The organism is Nocardioides humi (assembly GCF_006494775.1).
GTDB lineage: Bacteria > Actinomycetota > Actinomycetes > Propionibacteriales > Nocardioidaceae > Nocardioides > Nocardioides humi.
The window spans coordinates 2,337,626-2,359,194 of record NZ_CP041146.1; the positions used below are offsets into that span (position 1 = coordinate 2,337,626).

Here is a 21,569-nt window from a genome sequence, read left to right on the forward strand (position 1 = left end):
TGGCCGAGCTCACCGGCCTCACCGAGGACCTCCGGGGCGGCGACCCCGCGGGCGGACACGCGACGAGGTCGCGCCGCGCCGCGATCGCCGGGGCCGTGATCGCGTTGGCGGTCATGGGAGGAGCGGCCTACGTGGTCGTCCGGAGCGACGAGCCCGAGCCGGCCACCGCCACCGGCCTGACCGACCGGGCACCAGCCGCTGAGCCGGCCGAGCCGGCCGAGCCGGCCGAGCCGGCCGAGCCGGAGCCGGAGCCGCCAGTGGACGAGGCCGCCTACTCCTTCACCCCGGACGGCGTGCGCCGCTTCGCCGCCCTCTACCAGGAGGAGTTCGGCGAAGGGCCGCGCGCGCTGGCCTTCGGCTTCACCGATCACCAGGCCGTGATCTACCGCCCCTCCCCGGAGCGAGGCAAGATCCACCGCTGGTTCCTGCAGGGCAGCACCTTCCTCGACGACGGCGCACGGACGCCGAGCGCGCCGCTCGAGCCCGGGCTGATCGCCTTCGCCGAGGTCGACGTCGACGCGATGTTCGGGCACGTGCGCACCGCGCGGCGCTCGGCCGCCGGCCCCGTGGACATCCTCGGCGTGACGATCCTGCGCACCGACGGCCGGGCCGCCGTGGTGGTCTCCGCAGGCAACCGCTCGAGCGGCACCTGCTACCGGATCACGACCACCCTCGGCGGCGAGGTGCTCACCCGGGGCGAGGAGCCCTGCGGCTGAGCGGCCGACACGTCCGAGCGCCCCGCCCGGGTCAGTACAGCAGGGCCGTCGCGGGATCGCCCACCAGGTCGGCGACGTCGGCGAGGAACTGCGAGGCGGTGGCGCCGTCGATGTGCCGGTGGTCGAAGGACAGCGCGAGGGTCATCACCTGGCGGGGCACGACCTGGTCGCCGACGACCCACGGCTGCGGCTTGATCGCGCCGAGGCAGAGGATCGCGGACTCGCCGGGGTTGATGATCGGCATGCCGCCGTCGATCCCGAACACGCCCACGTTGGTGATCGTGAACGACCCGCCGGCCAGGTCGGCCGGCTGGGTGCGGCCCTCGCGGGCGGTGGCGGTCAGCGCCTCGAGCGCCCGGGCGAGCTCGACGAGCGAGAGCGCGTGGGCGTCCTTGACGTTGGGGACGATCAGCCCGCGCGGGGTGGCGGCGGCGATGCCGAGGTTGACGTAGTGCTTGACCACGACCTCCTGGGCGGCCTCGTCCCAGGCCGAGTTGACCAACGGGGTACGACGCAGCGCGAGCAGGCAGGCCCGGGCGACCACCAGCAGCGGGCTCACCTTGACCCCCTCGAGCTCGCGGCGCTCCTTGAGCCGGGCCACCAGCTCGACGGTCGCGGTCGCGTCGATGGTCACCCACTCGGCGGCGTGGGGCGCGGAGAAGGCGGAGGCCACCATCGCGCCGGCCATCTGCTTGCGCACGCCCTTCACCGGCTCGCGGGTCTCGCGGCCGGCGGGGTCGGCGGCGACGGGTACGGCGGACGCCGGACGCGCGGCGCCGCCCGCGGCCGAGCCGGGCTGGGCCGCGGCGAGCACGTCCTCCTTGCTGACCGTCCCCCGCGGGCCGGTGGGGACCAGCGCGGCGAGGTCGACCCCGAGGTCGCGGGCCAGCCGCCGGACCAGGGGCTTGGCCAGCGCCCGGATCGGGCGCCCCGCCTCCTCCGGAGCCGGAGCCGGGGCGGGGGCCGAGCCGGCAGCGGGGGCGGGGTCGTCCTTGCGGGCCCGCCGCTTGAGCGCCCGCTGCTTGGGCCCGTAGCCGACCAGGGTGGCGTTCCCCTCCGGCGGCACGTTGGTGTCGATCACGACCGGTCCGGACGCGGCCGGGGCCGGGGCGGTGGCGGCGCCGGGCTCGCCGATCTGGATGATCGGCGTACCGACCTCGACCGTGGCGCCCTCGGCGACGAGCAGCGCCAGCACCTCCCCGCCGTAGGGCGAGGGCAGCTCGACGATGGACTTGGCGGTCTCGATCTCGACGATGACGTCGTTGACGGCGATCACGTCGCCGACCTTGACCCGCCAGGCCACGATCTCGGCCTCGGTGAGGCCCTCGCCGACGTCGGGGAGCTTGAACTCGTTCGTCATGGCGGCGTTCCTCCTCAGAACCCGAAGGTCCGGTCGACGGCGTCGAGGACCCGGTCGAGGTCGGGCAGGAACGCCTCCTCGATCCGGGCGGGCGGGTACGGCGTGTCGAAGCCGCCGACGCGGAGCACCGGCGCCTCGAGGGAGTGGAAGCACTCCTCGGTGACCCGGGCCGCGATCTCGGCGCCGACGCCGAGGGTCACGTGGGCCTCGTGGACGACGACCAGGCGGCCGGTGCGTCGTACCGACTCGTAGACGGGGACCAGGTCCAGCGGCGAGAGGGTGCGCAGGTCGATGACCTCGAGCGAGCGCCCCTCCTCGGCGGCGACGGTGGCGGCGTCGAGGCAGGTCGAGACGGTCGGGCCGTAGGCGACGAGGGTGGCGTCGCCGCCCGAGCGCACGACCCGCGACTGCCACAGCGGCGCGGCCGGGGCCTCGATGTCGACCTCGGCCTTCGTGGAGTGGTAGAGCCGCTTCGGCTCGAGGAAGACCACCGGGTCGTCGGCGTGGACGGCCTGCTGGATCATGGCGTACGCGTCGGCCGGGTTGGAGCAGGCGACCACCTTGAGGCCGGGCGTGTGCACGAACTGCGCCTCGGGCGACTCGCTGTGGTGCTCGACCGCGCCGATGCCGCCGCCGAACGGGATCCGGATGACCATCGGGATCCGCACCCGGCCCTGGCTGCGGAAGTGCAGCTTGGCGACCTGGCACACGATCTGGTCGTACGCCGGGTAGACGAAGCCGTCGAACTGGATCTCGACCACCGGCCGGTAGCCGCGCATCGCGAGGCCGACGGCGGTGCCGACGATCCCGGACTCGGCGAGCGGCGTGTCGATCACCCGCGCGTCGCCGAAGTCCTTCTGCAGCCCGTCGGTGATCCGGAAGACGCCGCCGAGCGTGCCGACGTCCTCCCCCATGATCACGACCTTCGGGTCGTCCTCCATGGCCTTGCGGAGGCCGGCGTTGAGGGCCTTGGCCAGGGTCATCGTCGCCATCTCAGCGCACCTCCTCGTACGCCGCGGCGTGCGCGTCGTACTCGGCCTGCTGGGCGGCCAGCTCCGCGGTCTTCTCCGCGTGGACGAGGTCCCACAGCCCGTGGACGGGGGATCGGGGAGGGCGTGGCACTCGCGGCGCATCCGCTCGCCGAGCGCGTCCGCCTCCGCCGCGACCTCGGCCACGAACGCGTCGTCGGCCAGCCCGTTGCGGCGCAGGTAGACCTCGAGCCGGGCGATCGGGTCCTTGAGCTTCCAGTGCTCGACGTCGTCGCTGAGCCGGTAGCGGGTGGGGTCGTCGGTGGTGGTGTGGGCGCCCATCCGGTAGGTGTAGGCCTCGATCAGGATCGGTCCCTGCCCCTCGCGGGCCCGCTGCAGCGCGGCCTTCGTGACGGCGTACGTCGCCAGCACGTCGTTGCCGTCGACGCGGATGCCCGGGAAGCCGAAGCCGTGGGCCCGGCGGTAGAGCGGGATGCGGGACTGCCGCTCGAACGGCTCGGAGATCGCCCACTGGTTGTTCTGGCAGAAGAAGACGACCGGCGCGTTGTAGGAGGCGGCGAAGACGAACGCCTCGTTGACGTCGCCCTGCGACGACGCGCCGTCGCCGAAGTGGGCGACGACCGCCATGCCGCGCTCGGGGTCGCCGGTGCCGACGAGGCCGTCGCGCTGGACGCCCATCGCGTAGCCGGTGGCGTGCAGGGTCTGGGCGCCGATCACGATCGTGTAGAGCCCGAAGCTGTGCTCCGCCGGGTCCCAGCTGCCCTGGTCGACGCCGCGGAACATGCTGAGCAGCTTCACCGGGTCGACGCCGCGGACCCACGCGACGCCGTGCTCCCGGTAGGTCGGGAAGACGTAGTCCTGCGGCGCCAGCGCCCGCGCGGCGCCGATCTGGGCGGCCTCCTGGCCGAGCAGCTGGGCCCACAGGCCGAGCTCGCCGTGGCGCTGCAGCGCGGTCGCCTCGATGTCGAGGCGGCGCACGAGCGTCATGTCGCGGTAGAAGCCGCGCAGCTCGTCGGCGCTGAAGTCGGCGTCGAAGCCGGGATGGTGCACCCGCTCGCCCTCGGGGTGAGGAGCTGCACGAGCTCGGGATCGGGTGCGTGCTCGGGAGCCGGTCCGAAGACGGGATCGCTCATGTCGCCACTCCTTGCAACCGCCCGCGGGATCGCCGCGGCGCGGGTCGGGGTCGGTCCGTGGTTCCGGGATCCGTCACAGGGGTGGCGTGACGTGTGAGCCGGAGCACACCTTCATCGCCACGATACTCGTCCCCATGATCGGCAGATGGTTCCCTCCGCCGTACGGCGGCTGGCGCGACGCGCAGGAGACCGCTCCCGGCGCCCTGTCCCCCAGGGCAGGACGGCGGCCCGGGGAGCCGGGCCGCCCTCATCTCACTTCTCCGTGTAGCTGTAGCCGCTCACCAGCCAGTCCCCGGTGGTGCCGTCGAGGATCCAGGTCGAGACCAGCGTCTTGCCCGTGTTGGGGGCGTACACGTCGCCGCTGGCGGTCGCGAACGTGCCCAGCACGATCGGGTCCTCGAAGGTGTACTCGGCGTTCGACATCTCCAGGTTGCCCGCCACCGCGCGGCACCCGGCCTGGTCGGTGAACTCGGAGGCGAAGTACGCCGGCGTCGTCAGGCCCTCGACCGCCACGCAGTCGCCCTCGAGCAGGGAGTCGAGGAACGCCCGGGCGGTGATGTTCGGGTCCTGGTCCGGCGCGGCGCCGGCGCCGCCGGTGTCGGTCTCGGTCGGCTCCTCCGTGGGCTCGTCGGTCTCGGTGGGCTCCTCGGTCGGCTCGGTGGACTCGGTGGAGGCGGTGGTCTTGTCGTCCTTGGCCGCGGGCTCGTCATCGTCGTCCTTGAAGACGGTGAACGCGAGCACCGCCACCACGCCCAGGACGAGGACCACGACACCGGCCACGATGCCGATGATCAGGCCTTTCCTGCCGCCACCGCCGCCGGTCGGCGGGGCGGGATAGCCGGGACCGCCGGGATAGCCGCCGCCCGGCCCGCCGGGGTAGCCCCCGCCGGGGTAGCCGCCGGGGTATCCGCCGGGAACGGGCTGCTGGGGCTGCTGCGGGGGCTGCGGGTAGCCCGGCGCCGCGGGCTGCTGGGGGTAGCCGGGAGCCGGCGGCTGCTGGGGGTAGCCGGGCTGCTGGCCCGGAGCGCCGTACGGCGGAGGCACGGGGGCGCCGCCCGAGGACGGCGCGACCTGGGTCGGGGGCTGCTCGCCCGGCTGCCCAGGTGGGGGGAACTGGTCGCTCACGCGCGTGAGCCTAGTGTCCCGAACTTGAAGTCCGCACCATAACTCGCACCCCGAGCACGCACCTCGCCGCGTTGGCATCGCTCGAAAGACGCCCGGTCTGCCGTCGCGACGCCGCCTTGCGATGCACGCACTCGGGGCACGACCTATGGCACGGATTTCGCGCTCGCGACACTAGTGGTAGTCGGCCCCCGGGACGGGCGATTCGACCCGACGCCGCGGCCACAGCGTCACCGCCAGGAGGACCAGGCCGATCGGGGCGGCCAGGAGGAAGCCGCGGGCGTACGGCTCGAGCGAGCCGACGACGGCGTCCAGCAGCACGCCGGCGAGGCCGCGCCGCTCCAGCCGGACCCGGTCCACCGCGGCGGACGCCAGCGGCTCCGCGGCCAGCTGCAGCACCACCGCGGCGAGCGCCACTCCCAGCAGGCCGGCGCCGGCCGCCCGCACCCGGCCGCGCCAGCCGCGGGCCACGAGGAGCGCCACGGCGACCAGGCCCAGCCAGAGCACCGGCAGCAGGCGGGCGATGCCCTCGGCGGTGCGGTACGACGGGCCCGCCTCCGCGACCTTCGCCTCCCGCACCACCGGCACCGGGAGCGAGAGATCGGGCAGCAGCCCGACCGGGATGCCGCGGTCCTCGAGCTGCAGCAGCACCTGGGCGAGCAGCGGGCTCGCGTCGATCGTGACCGTCCCGTTGGCCGGCGCACGGGGGTCGTCGAGGATCGTGAGCACCTGGTCGTGGACGTCGGCGTTGGCCGAGCGCCAGAAGGACGGGAAGTCGGGGCTCTCGACGACCGCCGTCGCGGCCGTGCCGGCCCACTCGCGCACCGCCTCGGGCAGCCCGACCGGGATGTGCTCCTGCAGCGCGTCGATCGCGCCGTCGGCGGCCGCGTCGGCCAATACTCTGCGGACGGTCGGGTCGTCGGCGAGGCCGGCGACCGTGTCGACGTACTCGTCGCGGTCGTCGACCCGCGCGGTCAGCCAGGTCCCCGCGATCGCGAACGGGGCGACGAGGGTGGCGACGAGGAGGGCAGCGGCCGCGACGAGGGTGCGCATGCGCTCACTCGTCGATGAAGGGCTGCTCGACCTTCCAGTCGCCGTCCTCCTTGACGAGCTTCATCTTGAAGGTCGCGGAGTTGGTCCGGTCGCCGCCGAGCTCCTTGTCGAGGAAGTCGTCGTCCTTGGTGTACTCGCGGGTCTGCCGCACCTCGACGATCGCCTCGTCGTCGCCCTTCTCGTCGACATCCCTGATGTCGACGTCGAGGTCGAAGTTGCCGCGGATGTCGTCGATGGACAGTCCGTACTCCTCCTCGTACTTCTCCTCCTCCTTCTCGTCCTCCTCCTTCCGCTGGTCGGCGAGCTCGCCGCAGTCGTCGGCGTCCGCCTCCTCGAGCAGCTCCTCCCGGCGGTCCTCGGCGGTCAGCTCGCAGACCTTCTCGTAGTCGCCCTCGAAGCCCGCCTGGAGGTAGGCCTTCGCGACGTCCTCGGGGCTGCCCCCGCCGACCGCCTTGACCAGGATCACGACGAGCAGCACGACCAGCAGGAGGGCGGCCGTACCGCCGCCGAGGATGACGAGCAGCTTCGTGTTGCCCCCGCCACCGCCGGCCGGCGGGGCGCCCCAGGCGGGCTGGCCGTACTGCTGCCCGTACGGAGGCTGCTGGCCGTACACCGGCTGGCCCCCGAACTGCTGGGGCTGGCCGTACTGCTGCTGGCCGTAGGCCTGCTGGGCCGGCTGCTGGAACTGCTGCTGGGGAGCGGGCTGCTGCGGCTGGACCGGCGGCTGGTGCTGGGCGGGCTGCTGGGGCGCGACCACGGTCGCGTCCACGCCCGGGCCCGCCGCCGGGGGCTGGGTGTGCTCGGTCCACTGGGTGCCGTCCCACCAGCGCTGCCCGCCCTGGCCGTCGGGGTACCACCCAGCGGGGGTGGCGGGCTGGTTCGGGTCGGACATCGCACTCTCCTCGGCGGGCTGGGCAGGCTGGCGGGCATCATGCCACGCTGCCGCCGGGTTCAACCCGGTCGAGGTACGGCGTGCGTCCCGGGGGTCCTCAGTTGTTGGCGGTGATGATCGCCACGACCACCACGAACAGCACGAGCACGACAGCGGTGAGCAGGCCCATCGTCAGGCCGATGGTCCGCTTCGCGCTCGGCGGCGGGGGAGGCAGCGCAGGACCGCCGTACGCGGGGGCAGGGCCGCCGTAGGCGGGGCGGGCCCTCCGAGGTAGGGCGGCGGCGGGGGTCCGGTCGGCGGCGGGGCGCCGTACGGTGGCGGCTGCGTCATGGGGTCAGCCTAATGCCGCATCGGGGCCGGCGGGGGCCGGTCAGTCGGCCTCGTCGATCCGCCAGCGACCGTCGACCCGGACCAGCTTGACGACCGAGCTCTCGCTGGAGCCGTAGGCGGTGATCTCGACCGGGACGCTCGCCGTCCCGGCGGCCTGGTCGACGGTGGGCTCGCCGACGTCGTACTTCACGCTGTCGCCGATGCCGGACGGGAGCTGCTCGTCGGAGCAGCCGCCCTCCTTCTGGATGTACGCCTCGGTGACGAGGTCCTCGGCCGTCGCGCAGTCCCCCGCGAACACCGCGTCGAGGAACGACGCGACGACGGCGGCCGGCTCGTCGGGGACGGCGTCGGCGGTGCTGGTGCCGCCGGCCGAGGGGCTGGGCGCGCCGGAGGTGGGCGGGTCGGTCACGACGCCGCCGGTCGGCGAGGAGCTCGGGCCGTCGCTGCTGGCCCTGCGCGCGGGGGCGTAGGACGCGACCAGCCACCGGCCCTCGACCTGCTCGAGCACGAAGGTGTACTCCGAGGTGCCCTGCGCGCTGGTGAAGTCGACGGACACGCTCGCGGTGGAGCCGTCGATGCTGGCGTCGCCGACCTCCGCGTCGACGTCCTCGGTCGAGAGCAGCCGGAACGCCTCGGACTCGCACGGCTTCGCGGCCCGGGCGGACTCGGTCAGCAGCTTCTCCGCGGCGGCGCAGTCGCCGTCCTCGGCGGCGTCGATGACGTCCTCGACGACGTCCTCGGGGGAGGCGGCAGCCGGATCGTCGCCGCGGCCGTCGCCGTCGTCGTCACCGGTGAGCGCCACGATCAGGCCGACCACCACGCCGATCAGGACGACCACGCCCACCACGCCGAGCACGATCCACAGGCCCTTCCCCGTGCCCTTGCCCGGAGCGCCCGGAGCACCGGGGACACCCGGCGGCGGGAACGGCGGCGGGCCACTCGGCGGAGGCCCGCTGGGCGGCGGACCACTCGGAGGCGGACCACTCGGCGGCGGGCCGGTCGGAGGCGGGGGCGGCGGGGGCGGCGGGGCGCCGTACGGCGGGATGTCGCTCATCAGGGGCTCACCTGCTTGAGGTAGTCGGAGAACCAGGACTCGAGGTCCGCGGGATCGGTCGGGAAGCCGGGCAGCTGCGAAGGGATGCCGGACGGGAGCCCGCTGGGGACGGTGCTCGGCAGGTCCGGGACGCTCGGCAGGTCGCTCGGCAGGCTCTCGGTGGGCAGGTCGCTCGGGAAGTCCGACGGGTGGATCGTCGGCAGGTCGAGCGTCGTCCCGGACGCGGGGGCGTCCGGCGGGGTGCTGCTGGTGTGCTCGCTGACCCGGTCGGAGTCCCCGTCGTCGCGGCCGAGCAGGAGGAACGCGCCGACGGCCACGACGGCCAGCGCCAGCAGCACGCCGCCGACGGCGATCGCGACCCGCAGGCCGCGGCCGCCGCCCACCTCGAGGGACGGCCCGCCGGACGGGGAGCCGTCGGACGGGGAGTCGGGAGCCACCCCCTCAGCCTTGCACAATGGGTGCATGGCCGGTCCGTCCACGCCACCCGAGTCGCCCTTCACCCCGCTGAGCGTCGAGCACGCCTCGACCGTGTCGCGGGTCGCGGCGGAGGTGCGGCGGGCCGTGTTCGAGGGCGAACTGGAGAGCGGCACGCCGCTGCGCGAGGTCGCGCTGGCCGAGTCGCTCGGCGTGTCCCGGCCGACCGTCCGCGAGGCACTCACCGTGCTGGTGGCCGAGGGCCTGGCGACGCGCGAGCCGCACCGCGGCGTCATGGTGGCGACGCCGCGGGCGGACTCGGTCCGCGACGTGTGCCGCGCGCGCTGGGTGCTCGAGGGCGCCGGCGTGCAGGCGTGGCCCGCCGCCGACGACGGACGGCGGGCGCGGGTCCGCACCACCCTCGACGCCTATACGGCGGCGGTCCGCAGCGAGGCGTCGTACGAGGAGCTCAACGAGCGGCACCTCGCCTTCCACGTCTCCCTCGTCGAGCTGACCGGCAGCCTGCGGCTGGTGCAGATGGCCGAGGCGCTGATGGACGAGCTCCGGCTCGCGCTGGCGCAGGTGGAGCGCATGCACCGCAACGCCCACGACGAGGCGGATTCCCACGGGGCCTGGTCGCGCTGCTGGAGGCGGGCCGGATCGACGGGCCCGACGGCGCGCACGCCTTCCTGCGCCGGCACATCGACGACGCCGAGGTCGAGATCATCGAGGCGCTCGGGCTCGAATGAGAGGATGGCCGCATGCTGGCCTTCCTGTCGCGCTGGGCGATCACCGCCGCCGCGCTCGCCGTCGCCGCACAGCTGATCGACGGCATCTGGTTCGAGGGTGCCGACTCGGGGCGCGCGGAGCTCGAGGACAAGATCCTGCCGCTGCTGCTGGTCGCGCTGATCTCGTGCGCGATCACCGCGTGGGTCAAGCCGCTGCTGACGCTGCTGTCGATCCCGTTCATCCTGGTGACGCTGGGCCTGTTCCTCATCGTGCTCAACGCGCTGCTGCTGCGGCTCACCGCGTGGCTGGCCGACCTCGTCGACATCGGGTTCCACGTCGACGGCTTCTGGGCGGCGGTGTGGGGCTCGATCATCATCAGCGTGACCACGTGGTTCCTCGACGCGCTCGTCGGCGTCGACGACTGATCCCGTGACGCAGGCGCCACCGCCCCGCACGCCGGGGCGCTACCGGATCGCGCTCGTGTGCCTCGGCAACATCTGCCGCTCGCCGATGGCCGACGTCGTCCTGGCCGCCCGGGTGGCCGATGCCGGGCTCGACGACCGGGTCGAGGTCGTCAGCGCCGGGACCGGCGACTGGCACGTGGGCGAGCCGATGGACCGCCGGGCGGCGGCGCTCCTCACCGCCCACGGGTACGACGCCAGCCGGCACCGCGCCCAGCAGGTGCTCGCGACCTGGCTGGCCGAGCACGACCTCGTGCTCGCCATGGACCACGACAATCTCCGCGACCTGCGCGACCTCGGCGAGACCGACCCGGCGCGGGTGCGGCTGTTCCGCGACTTCGACCCCGACGAGCCGGGCGGCGAGGTGCCGGACCCCTACTTCGGCGGGGACGCGGGCTTCCGCACCGTGCTCACCATGGTCGAGCGGACGTCCGACGCGGTGGTCGCGGCGGTGGCCGGCGTCCTCGGCTGATCGCCGGTTGGTCCTACTCACGGGTCACCCGTACGTTTGCTAGGACGTCCTAGCAAACGGCCCCCGCAACCCGGCGCGGCCGACCGAACGAGGGGAACCTGATGACGAGCATCGAGCGTGTGGGAGTGGTCGGCGGCGGCCTGATGGGATCGGGCATCGCGGAGGTCAACGCCCGCGCCGGCAAGGACGTGATCGTCGTCGAGTCCTCCCCCGCCGCCGTCGAGGCCGCCCGCCAGCGCCTGGAGAGCTCGCTCAAGCGCGCGGAGAGCCGCGGCAAGATCGAGTCCGCGGACGCCGTACTCGCTCAGGTGCGGGTGGTCGACGACCTCACCGCGCTCGCCGACCGCGACATCGTGATCGAGGCGATCGTCGAGGACGAGCAGGCCAAGACCGACCTGTTCCGCCGTCTCGACGAGATCGTCACCAGCCCCGACGCGATCCTCGCCTCCAACACCTCGTCCATCCCGATCATGAAGCTCGCGGTCGCCACGAAGCGCCCCACCCACGTGCTGGGCGTGCACTTCTTCAACCCGGTCCCGGTGCTCAAGCTGGTCGAGCTGGTGCCGTCGCTGATGACCGACGAGGCCACCACCGAGCGGGCCCGGGCGTTCGTGCAGGACGACCTCGGCAAGACCGCCATCGACTGCCAGGACCGTGCGGGCTTCGTCGTCAACGCCCTGCTGATCCCGTTCATCCTCTCGGCGATCCGGATGTTCGAGTCCGGCTTCGCCTCCGCCGAGGACATCGACCACGGCCTGGTCCTCGGCGCCGCCCACCCCCAGGGCCCGCTCGCCCTCGCCGACCTGATCGGCCTCGACACCGTCAAGGCCGTCGCCGAGTCGCTCTACGAGGAGTTCAAGGAGCCCCTGTACGCCGCCCCGCCGCTGCTCGCCCGCATGGTCGAGGCCGGGCTGCTGGGCCGCAAGACCGGGCGCGGCTTCTACACCTACGGCTGACCCGACGCGGTCGTGTGCCTGAGAACCCGGATATCCGGGTTCTCAGGCACACGACCCACTCGGCTCGGAGCTCAGCCGCGCAGGTCGAAGTCCTCGTCCCGGTACTCCCCAGCCGGCCGGGCGCCCTCGACCTCGGTCTCGCGCTGCCGCAGCTCGACCCGGCGGATCTTGCCGGAGATGGTCTTGGGCAGCTCGAAGAACTCCAGCCGGCGTACCCGCAGGAAGGGCGCCAGGTGCTCGCGGGCGTACCGCAGGATCGACTCCGCGGTCTCGGCCGTGGGCTGGTGGCCGTCGACGAGCGCGACGTACGCCTTGGGCACGGCGAGGCGGACCGGGTCGGGGGCGGGGACGACGGCGGCCTCGGCGACGGCGGGGTGCTCGATGAGCACCGACTCCAGCTCGAACGGGCTGATCTTGTAGTCGGAGGCCTTGAAGACGTCGTCGGTGCGACCGACATAGGTGATGTACCCGTCCTCGTCGCGGGCCGCGACGTCGCCGGTGTGGTAGAAGCCGCCGGCCATGGCGTCGGCGTTGCGGGCCTCGTCCCCCTGGTAGCCGGTCATCAGGGTCAGGGGCGACGCGGCGAGGTCCAGGCAGATCTCGCCCTCGCCGACGCCGTCGACCACCGTGCCCTCGAGGGGATCGACCAGCACCACGGGTACGCCGGGCAACGGGCGTCCCATCGAGCCGGGCCGCACCGGCTGGCCGGGGGTGTTCGCGATCGACGCGGTCGTCTCGGTCTGCCCGAAGCCGTCGCGGATGGTCAGTCCCCAGTGCCTCTCGACCTGGCTGATGACCTCGGGGTTGAGCGGCTCGCCGGCCGCGATCGCCTCGCGCAGTGCGCCCGGCCCGCCGGAGAGGTCGGCGTTGATCAGCATCCGCCACACGGTCGGCGGCGCGCAGAAGGTCGTGACGCCCTCGGCCCGCAGCTGCCCGAGCAGGGCGGCGGGGTCGAAGCGCGTGTAGTTGTGGACGAGCACGGTCGCCTCGGCCAGCCACGGCGCGAAGAAGTTGGACCACGCGTGCTTGGCCCAGCCGGGGCTGGAGATGTTGAGGTGCACGTCGCCGGGCTGCAGGCCCAGCCAGTACATCGTGGACAGGTGCCCCACCGGGTAGGAGAGGTGGGTGTGCTCGACCAGCTTGGGCCGCGACGTCGTCCCGGACGTGAAGTAGAGCAGCAGCCGGTCGGTGCTGGCGTTGCCCGGGTGCGGCAGCGGCGCGGCCGCGATGTCGTACGCCGCGGCGTAGGGCAGCCAGCCGGCCGGGGCCTCCCCGACCGCGATCCGCGCGTAGGAGCCCGGCACCTCCGCGAACTTCGCCGTGTCGGCGCTGTTGCAGATCACCGCCCGCGCAGCGCCGCGCCCGAGCCGGTCGACGAGCTCGGCCGGGCCGACCGCGGTCGTGGTCGGCATGATCACCGCGCCCAGCCGGATCAGCGCCAGCATCGACTCCCACAGCTCGACCTGGTTGCCCAGCATCACCACGACGCTGTCGCCGCGACCGATCCCCTGCGCGGCCAGGTGGGCGGCGACCTGCTCGGAGCGGGTGACCAGCTCGCCGAAGGAGTACGACGCCCGCGCGCCGTCCTCCTCGACGATGACCAGCCCGGGCCGGTCGCTGCCGCGGGCGTAGCCGTCGAACCAGTCGTGCACGAAGTTGAACCTGGGCCCGACGTCCGGCCAGCGGAACCGGGCCACCGCCTCCGCGTGGTCGGCGCGCAGGTCGCGCAGCAGGTCGCGGGCGGTGCTCAGGGCGGTGCTCATGGTCCCACTCTCCTCGTTCGGGGGCTCGCCCGGACACCCCCGAACGAGGGCGGGCTCACGCCAGCAGCGCGTTGACCGACTTCTGCTCGGTGTAGGCGTCGATCGCCGACGCCCCGAGCTCGCGGCCCCAGCCGGACTGCTTGTAGCCGCCGAACGGCATCGCGGCGTCGAAGGCGTTGTGGCAGTTGATCCACACCGTGCCGGCCTTGATCTGGCGGGCGGTGCGGTGCGCCTTGGTGACGTCCTTGGTCCAGACCGACGCCGCCAGTCCGTACGGCGTGTCGTTGGCCGCCGCGGCCACGCCGCTCTCGGCGCTGAACGGGGTCGCCACGACGACGGGCCCGAAGATCTCCTCGCGGTAGACGCTGAACGAGGAGTCGACGTCGACCAGGACGGTGGGCTCGACGTAGTAGCCGGCGTCGCCGTGGCGGCCACCGCCGGTGAGGGCGCGGGCGCCGTCGCGGAGCCCCTGGTCGACGTACCCGAGGACCCGGTCGAGCTGGGTCTGCGACACGAGCGGGCCGACCTCGCTGGTCGGGTCGAGGCCGGGGCCGAGCTTGCTCGCCGCGGCGACCTCGGCGACGCCCTGGGTGAACTCGTCGAAGATCCGGTCCTCGACGAGCAGCCGGGTGCCGCTGGTGCAGGTCTGGCCGTGGTTGAACAGGAAGCCGGAGGCGGTGCCGGGGACGGCGAGATCGAGGTCGGCGTCGGCGTAGACGACCTGGGGGCTCTTGCCGCCGAGCTCGAGGCTGACCTTCTTCAGGTTGCCCTTGGCGGCGTCGACGATGAGCTTGCCGACCTCGGTGGAGCCGGTGAAGGCGATCTTGTCGACGTCGTCGTGCGCGGCGAGCGCGGCGCCGGCGTCGCCGTACCCCGTCACGACGTTGAAGACGCCGTCCGGCAGGCCGCACTCGGCCATGATCTCGGCGAGGCGGAGCGCGGTGAGCGGGGTGTCCTCGGCGGGCTTGAGCACCACGGTGTTGCCGCAGGTGAGGGCGACCGGGACCTTGAAGGCCGCCATGAGGAGCGGGAAGTTCCACGGCACGATCGCGCCGCAGACGCCGACCGGCTCGCGCAGCGTGTAGGCGTGCCACTGGGTGCCGGGCGCCCACGGGACGGAGACCGGGATGGTGCGGCCCTCGATCTTGGTGGCCCAGCCGGCGTAGTACTGGAACAGCTCGGCGACCCAGGTGATGTCGACGGCCTGGGCGACGGCGGCGGACTTGCCGTTGTCGAGCGACTCGAGCTGGGCGAGCTCCTCGGCGTGGTCGTAGATCGCCTCGCCGATCTTGAACAGCAGCCGCTGGCGCTGGGCGGGGGTCCACAGCGCCCACTCCCCCTCGAAGGCGGTGCGGGCGGCCCGGACCGCGCGGTCGACGTCCTCGGCCTCGCCGTGGGCGACCCGGGTGAGCACCTGCCCGGTGGCGGGGTCGCGGGTCTCGAACGTGCGGCCGGATGCGGCGTCCACCCAGGCGCCGCCGACGAACAGGCGCCGGGGCCGGGACAGCCAGTCGCGCACCTGGGGCAGCACGGCGTGGTCGGTGGGGACGAGAAGGTCGGTCATGGTTCCTCCGGTGACGTGGTCGATCGATGGGGCGAGCGTCGTCCCGCCGGGCGGCGGGCGGTGTTCAGGTTCTGGACATTCGGGGCTCACGGCGCGAGCAGGCGGTCGAGGACGGCGGGCAGCTCGGCGAGGGCGTCGAGCGAGGCGACCCGTGCGCCGGCCTCCCGCGCGAACCGGCGGGCCTCGTCGTCGTCCGAGGCCGGGGCGATGACGACCAGCTCGTCGAGCGCACGCGCCGCGGGCACGGGGTCGACGTCGTCGGTGACCCGGCAGTCGGACAGCAGCACGGTGATCCGGCGCCGGGCCCGGGCGGGCGCGAGCTGCTCGCAGGCCGCGCGGAGGGCGGCGTCGAGGGAGGTCATGCCGTGACCGCGCAGGCCGAGGACCCGTTCGACGGTACGACGGGCCCGGGCCGGAGCGGCGAGGTCGACGACGACGTCGGCCCGGCGGTCGAAGGCGACGACCGCGAGCTCGCCGCCGGACTCCCCGATCCGCAGCGCGCAGGCCGCGGCGGCCATGGCGGCGGTGGCGAGTCGCTGGCCGTCCATCGACCCCGAGCGGTCGACCAGCAGGCACAGCGCCGTCGCCGGCCGCTGCCACACCGAGGAGGTGAGCTCCTCCAGGGACGGCGGGCGGCCCTCCGCGTGGGCGACCGCGACCGCCTCCAGCGAGGCGTCCAGGTCGAGGTCACCGCCGCGGTCGGCCCGCACAGGTCGCAGTCGCCCGGAGCCGATCCGGCCGCTGGGCCCGCTGCGGGCCCGCTCCAGCACGAGCCGCGGCGCCAGCGCCTGGACCCGGGCCCGCAGGGCGGGGTCGGTGGCGCGGCTCATCAGCGCGAGCAGCGGGAGCACCCGGTCCGGGTCCTCCGCGACGGCGGCCTCCACGGCGTCGACGTCGAGCTCGCCGACCTCGGGCGAGAGCTCCTCGAAGCGCGGGTCCCGCGCCAGCTCGGAGCGGCCATGCGTCCGGTCGGGCCGGCCGCGCCGGGCGCCCGCCGGTGGTGGGGAGCCCGCCCCCGGCGGGGGCGGGCTCAGGCTCCCCCCGGGTCCCGCGCCTCCTCCCGCCGGGGCTCCGGCGCCCCGGGCTCGGGCCCGAAGGCGTCGGCGTACAGCTCCGCGATGATGTCCTCCGGCGAGCGCGTCGACGACTCGTCGACCCGGACCCGGCCGCTGAGCGCGACCAGGGCCGCGTCCAGGCCGGTCCGCCAGTCGTCCTCGGCGACCCCGCGGGACCGCGCCAGCTGGTGGTTGATGCCGGCCAGGTCGATGGTGCCCCGCACCGACGAGCCGACCCGCAGCTCCGGGTGCGCGCGGGTCGCGCGGACCAGGGCCACCGCCCGGTCCCGCCAGGCGTCGGACGGCACCGGCGCGCGCTGCGCGAGGATCTGCGCCTCGGCCTCGGCCGACTGGTAGCCCATCGCGATCCGGCAGGTCCGGTCGTAGACGGCGCTGGAGACGCGGGCGGTGCCGACGGCGTCGTACGGGTTCATGGCGGCGACCACGCCGAAGCCGGGCGCCGCCCGCACCGGCCCGAGGCGCGGGACGACGATCTCGCGCTCCGACATCACGGTGAGCAGCGTGTTGAGGGTCTCCTCCGGCACCCGGTTGAGCTCCTCGACGTACAGCAGGCCGCCGTCGCGCAGGGCCGTCAGCAGCGGGCCGTCCACGAAGACGTCGGGCTGGTAGCCGCGGCTGAGCACGAGCGCGGGGTCGAAGTGCCCGACGAGCCGGGCGGGAGTGAGTTCGGCGTTGCCCTCGACGAGCACGAACGACGTGGCCCGGCCGGTGGCCACCCGGCGCAGCAGCGTGCTCTTGCCGGTGCCGGGCGGACCCTCGAGGACGACGTGGGCGCCGCTGGCCAGCGCCGCCTCGAGCAGCTCGGTCTCCCGCGCCCGGTCGACGACCGCGAGCGCCGCGAGCACGGCGGTCATCAGTGCTCGTGGATGACGACGCCGCGGACGTTCTTGCCGTTGAGGAGGTCGTCGTAGCCCTCGTTGACCTGCTCGAGCGTGTAGGTCCGGGTCAGGATCTCGTCCAGCTTGAGGTCGCCGGACTGGTAGAGGCCGAGGATCCGCGGGATGTCGACGGTCGGGTTGCAGTCGCCGAACAGGCTGCCGCGGATCTCCTTGCGGTAGAGGGTCAGCACCGAGCCGGGCAGCTGGATGTTGGTCTCCTCGAGCTTGTTCAGGCCGGTCAGCACGACCTTGCCGCCCTTGCCGACCGCGTTGAACCCGTCGCCCACGATCTCGGCGGTCATCAGCCCCGGCGTGAGGATCGCCGCGTCGGCCATCTGGCCGCGGGTGAGGTTGGTGATCGTCTCCATCGCGAGCTCGGCGGACTCGAACGCGTGGGTCGCGCCGAGCTCCATCGCCTTCTCCCGCTTGTTGGCGAGCGGGTCGACGGCGATGACGTTCTTCGCCCCGGCCAGCGCCGCGCCCTGCACGGCGTTGATGCCGATGCCGCCGACGCCCATCACGACGACGGTCTGGCCGGGCCCGACCTCGGCGGTGTTGACCGCCGAGCCCCAGCCGGTGGGGACGCCGCAGCCGACCAGGACGGCCTTCTCCAGCGGCAGGTCGTCGTCGACCTTCACACAGGAGTTCTGGTGGATCACGCCGTACTGGCTGAAGGTGCCGAGCATGCACATGGCGCCGTACTCGCCCTGGCGGCCGGTGATCGGGAACCGCTCGCCCGGCAGGTAGCCCTCGAGGATGGTCGCGCCCATGTCGCAGATGGACTGCTGGCCGTTCGCGCAGTAGCGACAGGTGCCGCAGTTGGGGATGAACGAGCACACGACGTGGTCGCCCGGCCGGACCCGGGTGACGCCGGGACCGACCTCCTCGATGATGCCCGCGCCCTCGTGGCCGAGGACCATGGGCAGCCGCGCCTCGAGGTCGCCGTGGGCGATGTGGACGTCGGAGTGGCACAGCCCGGCGTGCGTGTACCGGATCAGCACCTCGCCCTCACGGGGCTTGTCGAGGGTCAGCTCCTCGATCTCGATCGGCTTGCCGGTCTGGTAGACGACTGCGGCCTTGGTCTTCATGAGGGTTCTCCTGATCTCGCCGGGGAGCGGCAGTGGGGTGACGCCCGCCACATTCGCAAGACCGGCCGCGCGCGAGTGTTCAGAAACTGGACAACCACCGCCCAACCCTGGTTCGCATACTGTGACGGCCGCCACGAACGAGCCGAGCCAGGGAGGACGCGTGACGACGGAGACCCACGACCTCCGCGACCCGATCGCGAAGTCCTGGCGGCGCGCCGAGCTCGCCGGCCTCAGCCCGGGATCGGCGCTGGACCACCTGACGTACGGCGACGTCGACCACACCACGCCGCTGCAGGTGGCCGCGTCCCCCGTGCTCGACGAGCTCAACGAGCAGCTGGAGGGCACCATGTTCGGCACGCTCCTGGTGGAGCGCGACGGACGGATCGTGCAGCGCTGGTGCGGCGACAGCGGTGCGCGCCGCGTCTTCGACAACCTCGGCGTGGACGTCGGCGCCTCGCTGCTGGAGGAGGTCGTCGGCACCAACGCGCTCGGGACGGTGCTGGAGACCCGGACCAGCATCTCGGTCAACGGCCGCGAGCACTTCGCCGTCGCGCTGCGGCGGTTCAGCTGCTACGGCCACCCGATCTTCCATCCCACGACCCGCAGGATCGAGGGTGTCCTCGACATCACGGCGCTGATGGAGGAGGCCAGCCCGCTGCTGCCGCCGCTGGTGGCCCGCGCGGTCGCCGACATCGAGCAGCGCCTGCTGGACGGGAGCCGGGTGTCGGAGAAGCAGCTGCTCGCCGCCTTCCAGGCCGCCGCGAGCCGGCGCCGGGCGGTAGTCGCGATCGGCCACGACCTGCTGATGTCCAACCAGGCCGCCGCGGACCTGCTCGGGTCGACCGACGTCGCGCTGCTGCGGATGCTGGCCTCGGACGTGCGTGGCGAGGCGGCGATCGAGCTGACCCTCGAGTCCGGGCTGGAGGTCCGGGTCGAGGCCGCCCGTGTGGGCGGGGCCCGCGGCGGCGCGCTGCTCCACGTCGAGCCGCGCCGCGAGGCCCGACGTACCCGTCCCGCCGCCGAGACGCCGGCCGCGCACGCTCCGCTGCTGGTCTCCGGCCCACCCGGCTCCGGCCGCTCGACCGAGGCCCGCCGCATCGCCGGCCCGCAGCCCGTCACCGTGCTGAGCGCCGCGTCCGCGCTGCTCGACGGCTCCGAGGCCTGGGTCCGCAACTTCGCCGCGGTGGTGCGAGCGGGACAGGGCTCGGTGTGCATCGACGGCTTCGACCTGCTCCCCGACGACCTCCTCGACCTCGTCGCCGCCCATCTGGCCGAGCGCCGGGCGCCGCGCCTGGTGCTGGTCAGCGGGCCCGTCGACGGCCTGGCCGGCCGGGCCGCGGCGCTCGCCGGCGAGTGCACCGAGCGGACCCTGCTGACCCCGCTCGCCGGCCGGCCCCACGAGATCCCCGAGCTGGTCCGGGCGATGCTGGCCGACCTCGGCGCCGACCCGTCGCTCCACTTCACGCCGGGCGCGCTCGCCGCCCTGTCCTCGCAGCCCTGGCCCGGCAACCTGCGCGAGCTGCGCGCGGTCGTCGAGCACGTCGTACGCCGCCAGCGCACCGGCGCCGTCGTCGTCGACGCCCTCCCCGAGGCCTACCGGACCCAGGAGCCGTCGCGCCGCCTCGCCCCGATCGACCGCGCCGAGCGCACCGTCATCGTGGAGGCGCTGCGCGAGCACGACGGCAACAAGGTCAAGGCCGCCCAGGCGCTCGGGATCTCCCGCACGACGCTGTACGCCAAGATGCGGGCGCTGCGGATCACGGTCTACTGAGCCCGGGCAGAGGATCCCGGCGCGGGGTCGATAACCCGTATTTCGATGATGCCCACGACCGCCGGCGCGATGGACGATGCGGGGACGTCCGAGCGAAGGGGATCAGCATGCGAGTTCCGGTTTCAGTCGTGGCATGGGGTCTGGCGGGGGGACTCGTCTCCGCGACACTCGTCGCGCCGGCCACGGCATCCGCCAGCACGACGGCGGGGGCACAGGCCGCCGCGGCCTGCGTGCCGGCCAAGAACATCCAGGCCATCATCGACGACTCGGGGTCCATGTCGGGGACCGACCCGACCCGGCTGCGCGTCCAGGCCATGAACCTGCTGATCGACGCGCTCGCCGCCTCCACGACCCTGGGCGCGACGGAGTTCGGCACCAGCGTGGCCGACGTCTTCGCGCCCGCCGCCGTCGGCCCCACCGCGCCGGCGATGAAGAACGCGCTCAACGCGGCCATCCAGGCGGACAACGGCGCCACGGACTACAACCTCGCGTTCAGCACGGCGCGCGCGGTCAACCCGGGCGCGACGGCCCGGATCTTCCTGACCGACGGCGGCCACAACTCCGGCGCCTACGCCAACGCCCACCTCAACCCGGCCCCGCAGGCCCAGACGCCGACGTACGTCATCGGCTTCAGCCCCGGGCTGTCCGGGACCACGGACCAGGCCCGGCTGCAGCAGATCGCCAACGAGACGGGCGGCGCCTACTACGCGCTCCCCGACGCGCAGGCGCTGCAGTCGGTGATGAACGACATCCAGACCCGGCTGACCTGCCAGTCGGCCACGAAGACGTTCGTCGACAACATCAAGCCGGGCAAGTCGAAGAAGCACGGCGTCAAGATCAAGAAGAAGTCGCGCTCCGCCCAGCTCACGCTGAGCTGGACCAGCCCGCTCGACACGTTCAAGATCAAGAAGCTGCGGATCGTGCGCAACGGCAGGGTGGTCGCGGTCAAGGGCCGCAACCTCAAGGTCAAGACGAAGAAGGGCACGACCTACCTGGTGATCAAGGTGACCAAGCTGACCCCGGGCAAGCTGAAGTTCAAGGTGAAGAACACCGCCGCGGGCTCCGGCGCCCCGGAGGTCACGGTGACGACCCAGGTGAGCCAGAGCAAGAAGAAGTCCGGCAAGTAGGCGCGACGCAGGAACGGCCCCGCGGAGATCTCCGCGGGGCCGTCCTCACGCCGGGAAGTCGCCCGAGGCCTGCCGGAGCTGCCGGAGCAGGTCGTAGGCCAGGGCCTGCTGGTCCTCGGTGAGACCGGTGATCGCGAAGTCGATGGCGCTGACCGCCTCGGTGGCCTTGCGGACCGTGGAGCGGCCGGTGGCGGTGAGCCGGGCGAGGGTACGCCGACGGTCGTCCTCGTCGGGCACCCGCACGACGTACCCCTGGGCCTCGAGGCGGTCGATCGCGCTGGTGACCGACGTGGGGTGCACCATCAGCCGCTCGCCGATCTTGCTCAGCGGCAGCGAGCCGTGCTGGCTGAACAGCAGCAGCACGAGCACCTCGTAGCGGGAGAAGGTCAGCCCGTAGGGCTTGAGCGCGGCGTCGAGCGCGCCGATCATCAGCTGCTGGACCCGCATCACCGAGGTGGCCAGCCGCATCGCGGTCGCGTCGCCGAAGTTCTTCTCCCACAGGTCGCCGGCACGGTCGATCGGGTCGAACGGCAGGCGCGAGTCGGACATGGCCCGCACACTATCGGGGATGCGGACTTTTCCAGATTACTTGGACGTCCTACTATAGGAAGTCCTAGGAGT

Annotated in this window: 20 protein-coding genes and 1 pseudogene; 7 read left to right on the forward strand and 14 right to left on the reverse strand. The window is 73.4% G+C overall.

All coding sequences use genetic code 11. The features are described from left to right. The first annotated feature begins 131 nt into the window (after window positions 1-131). Window positions 132-716, forward strand: a complete 585-nt coding sequence (locus FIV44_RS11530; protein ID WP_141004561.1) for a hypothetical protein — start codon at window positions 132-134, stop codon at window positions 714-716. A gap of 31 nt (window positions 717-747) precedes the next feature. On the opposite strand, the gene FIV44_RS11535 is transcribed toward FIV44_RS11530, so the two are convergent. The 8 genes and pseudogenes from FIV44_RS11535 to FIV44_RS11570 all read right to left on the reverse strand — a co-directional run bounded on the left by FIV44_RS11535 (window position 748) and on the right by FIV44_RS11570 (window position 9,086). Continuing rightward, complete coding sequence (locus tag FIV44_RS11535; RefSeq protein ID WP_141004562.1) at window positions 748-2,076, reverse strand: dihydrolipoamide acetyltransferase family protein; 1,329 nt, start codon at window positions 2,074-2,076, stop codon at window positions 748-750. Window positions 2,077-2,090: 14 nt separating this feature from the next. Further along, a complete protein-coding gene (locus tag FIV44_RS11540; RefSeq protein WP_141004563.1) occupies window positions 2,091-3,068 on the reverse strand; it encodes an alpha-ketoacid dehydrogenase subunit beta in 978 nt (325 codons plus the stop codon). A gap of 213 nt (window positions 3,069-3,281) precedes the next feature. Continuing rightward, a pseudogene (locus FIV44_RS11545) lies at window positions 3,282-4,052 on the reverse strand (thiamine pyrophosphate-dependent enzyme); the annotation flags it as partial. Window positions 4,053-4,450: 398 nt separating this feature from the next. Further along, window positions 4,451-5,323, reverse strand: coding sequence for a hypothetical protein (locus FIV44_RS11550; RefSeq protein ID WP_141004564.1), 873 nt, complete (start codon window positions 5,321-5,323; stop codon window positions 4,451-4,453). 171 nt (window positions 5,324-5,494) lie between these two features. After that, window positions 5,495-6,373 carry a hypothetical protein gene (locus tag FIV44_RS11555; protein ID WP_141004565.1) on the reverse strand — a complete coding sequence of 293 codons (879 nt, stop codon included), beginning with the start codon at window positions 6,371-6,373 and terminating at the stop codon, window positions 5,495-5,497. A 4-nt stretch (window positions 6,374-6,377) separates the two neighbouring features. Next, a complete protein-coding gene (locus FIV44_RS31290; RefSeq protein WP_219996403.1) occupies window positions 6,378-7,265 on the reverse strand; it encodes a DUF2510 domain-containing protein in 888 nt (295 codons plus the stop codon). A 370-nt stretch (window positions 7,266-7,635) separates the two neighbouring features. Beyond that, a complete protein-coding gene (locus FIV44_RS30435) occupies window positions 7,636-8,649 on the reverse strand; it encodes an Rv0361 family membrane protein (RefSeq protein ID WP_181411119.1) in 1,014 nt (337 codons plus the stop codon). Next, complete coding sequence (locus FIV44_RS11570) at window positions 8,649-9,086, reverse strand: hypothetical protein (protein WP_219996404.1); 438 nt, start codon at window positions 9,084-9,086, stop codon at window positions 8,649-8,651. The genes FIV44_RS30435 and FIV44_RS11570 overlap by 1 nt, the downstream gene beginning before the upstream one ends. A gap of 25 nt (window positions 9,087-9,111) precedes the next feature. On the opposite strand from FIV44_RS11570, the gene FIV44_RS11575 reads away from it, so the two are divergent. The 4 genes from FIV44_RS11575 to FIV44_RS11590 all read left to right on the forward strand — a co-directional run bounded on the left by FIV44_RS11575 (window position 9,112) and on the right by FIV44_RS11590 (window position 11,681). After that, window positions 9,112-9,888, forward strand: a complete 777-nt coding sequence (locus tag FIV44_RS11575) for a GntR family transcriptional regulator (RefSeq protein ID WP_141004566.1) — start codon at window positions 9,112-9,114, stop codon at window positions 9,886-9,888. Then, entirely contained in the window at window positions 9,825-10,217 is a 393-nt protein-coding gene (locus tag FIV44_RS11580) for a phage holin family protein (protein WP_141004567.1), read from the forward strand. The genes FIV44_RS11575 and FIV44_RS11580 overlap by 64 nt, the downstream gene beginning before the upstream one ends. A 4-nt stretch (window positions 10,218-10,221) precedes the next feature. After that, window positions 10,222-10,725, forward strand: a complete 504-nt coding sequence (locus tag FIV44_RS11585; protein ID WP_246086923.1) for a low molecular weight protein-tyrosine-phosphatase — start codon at window positions 10,222-10,224, stop codon at window positions 10,723-10,725. Between the two features lie 110 nt (window positions 10,726-10,835). After that, window positions 10,836-11,681 carry a 3-hydroxybutyryl-CoA dehydrogenase gene (locus tag FIV44_RS11590; RefSeq protein ID WP_281285861.1) on the forward strand — a complete coding sequence of 282 codons (846 nt, stop codon included), beginning with the start codon at window positions 10,836-10,838 and terminating at the stop codon, window positions 11,679-11,681. 71 nt (window positions 11,682-11,752) lie between these two features. On the opposite strand, the gene FIV44_RS11595 is transcribed toward FIV44_RS11590, so the two are convergent. The 5 genes from FIV44_RS11595 to FIV44_RS11615 all read right to left on the reverse strand — a co-directional run bounded on the left by FIV44_RS11595 (window position 11,753) and on the right by FIV44_RS11615 (window position 18,050). Then, the gene (locus tag FIV44_RS11595; protein ID WP_141004569.1) at window positions 11,753-13,444 is read right to left on the reverse strand and encodes an AMP-binding protein; all 1,692 of its coding nucleotides are present in this window, start codon (window positions 13,442-13,444) and stop codon (window positions 11,753-11,755) included. A 55-nt stretch (window positions 13,445-13,499) separates the two neighbouring features. Beyond that, window positions 13,500-15,008, reverse strand: a complete 1,509-nt coding sequence (locus tag FIV44_RS11600) for an aldehyde dehydrogenase family protein (RefSeq protein WP_141004570.1) — start codon at window positions 15,006-15,008, stop codon at window positions 13,500-13,502. Window positions 15,009-15,094: 86 nt separating this feature from the next. Next, window positions 15,095-15,892, reverse strand: a complete 798-nt coding sequence (locus FIV44_RS11605; protein ID WP_219996405.1) for a vWA domain-containing protein — start codon at window positions 15,890-15,892, stop codon at window positions 15,095-15,097. A 146-nt stretch (window positions 15,893-16,038) separates the two neighbouring features. Then, window positions 16,039-16,938, reverse strand: coding sequence for an AAA family ATPase (locus FIV44_RS11610; protein ID WP_141004571.1), 900 nt, complete (start codon window positions 16,936-16,938; stop codon window positions 16,039-16,041). Next, window positions 16,938-18,050 carry an NDMA-dependent alcohol dehydrogenase gene (locus FIV44_RS11615; protein ID WP_141004572.1) on the reverse strand — a complete coding sequence of 371 codons (1,113 nt, stop codon included), beginning with the start codon at window positions 18,048-18,050 and terminating at the stop codon, window positions 16,938-16,940. The genes FIV44_RS11610 and FIV44_RS11615 overlap by 1 nt, the downstream gene beginning before the upstream one ends. A gap of 160 nt (window positions 18,051-18,210) precedes the next feature. On the opposite strand from FIV44_RS11615, the gene FIV44_RS11620 reads away from it, so the two are divergent. Together FIV44_RS11620 and FIV44_RS11625 are read left to right on the forward strand one after the other, a co-directional pair. After that, window positions 18,211-19,821, forward strand: a complete 1,611-nt coding sequence (locus FIV44_RS11620; protein WP_219996406.1) for a sigma-54-dependent Fis family transcriptional regulator — start codon at window positions 18,211-18,213, stop codon at window positions 19,819-19,821. A 128-nt stretch (window positions 19,822-19,949) separates the two neighbouring features. Continuing rightward, window positions 19,950-20,948: a vWA domain-containing protein gene (locus FIV44_RS11625; RefSeq protein WP_181411120.1), complete on the forward strand. Its 999-nt coding sequence runs from the start codon at window positions 19,950-19,952 to the stop codon at window positions 20,946-20,948. A 45-nt stretch (window positions 20,949-20,993) separates the two neighbouring features. Here FIV44_RS11625 and FIV44_RS11630 read toward each other — a convergent pair whose 3' ends face one another. Next, window positions 20,994-21,497 (reverse strand): MarR family winged helix-turn-helix transcriptional regulator, encoded by a 504-nt coding sequence (locus tag FIV44_RS11630; protein ID WP_141004575.1) that lies wholly within the window; start codon window positions 21,495-21,497, stop codon window positions 20,994-20,996. Window positions 21,498-21,569 lie beyond the last annotated feature (72 nt).

Coding starts and splice junctions, on each gene's coding strand:
- FIV44_RS11535 (WP_141004562.1), bottom strand. CDS start 2,076: ATGACGAACGAGTTCAAGCTCCCCGACGTCGGCGAGGGCCTCACCGAG.
- FIV44_RS11540 (WP_141004563.1), bottom strand. CDS start 3,068: ATGGCGACGATGACCCTGGCCAAGGCCCTCAACGCCGGCCTCCGCAAG.
- FIV44_RS11555 (WP_141004565.1), bottom strand. CDS start 6,373: ATGCGCACCCTCGTCGCGGCCGCTGCCCTCCTCGTCGCCACCCTCGTC.
- FIV44_RS31290 (WP_219996403.1), bottom strand. CDS start 7,265: ATGTCCGACCCGAACCAGCCCGCCACCCCCGCTGGGTGGTACCCCGAC.
- FIV44_RS30435 (WP_181411119.1), bottom strand. CDS start 8,649: ATGAGCGACATCCCGCCGTACGGCGCCCCGCCGCCCCCGCCGCCCCCG.
- FIV44_RS11575 (WP_141004566.1), top strand. CDS start 9,112: ATGGCCGGTCCGTCCACGCCACCCGAGTCGCCCTTCACCCCGCTGAGC.
- FIV44_RS11580 (WP_141004567.1), top strand. CDS start 9,825: ATGCTGGCCTTCCTGTCGCGCTGGGCGATCACCGCCGCCGCGCTCGCC.
- FIV44_RS11595 (WP_141004569.1), bottom strand. CDS start 13,444: ATGAGCACCGCCCTGAGCACCGCCCGCGACCTGCTGCGCGACCTGCGC.
- FIV44_RS11600 (WP_141004570.1), bottom strand. CDS start 15,008: ATGACCGACCTTCTCGTCCCCACCGACCACGCCGTGCTGCCCCAGGTG.
- FIV44_RS11610 (WP_141004571.1), bottom strand. CDS start 16,938: ATGACCGCCGTGCTCGCGGCGCTCGCGGTCGTCGACCGGGCGCGGGAG.
- FIV44_RS11615 (WP_141004572.1), bottom strand. CDS start 18,050: ATGAAGACCAAGGCCGCAGTCGTCTACCAGACCGGCAAGCCGATCGAG.
- FIV44_RS11630 (WP_141004575.1), bottom strand. CDS start 21,497: ATGTCCGACTCGCGCCTGCCGTTCGACCCGATCGACCGTGCCGGCGAC.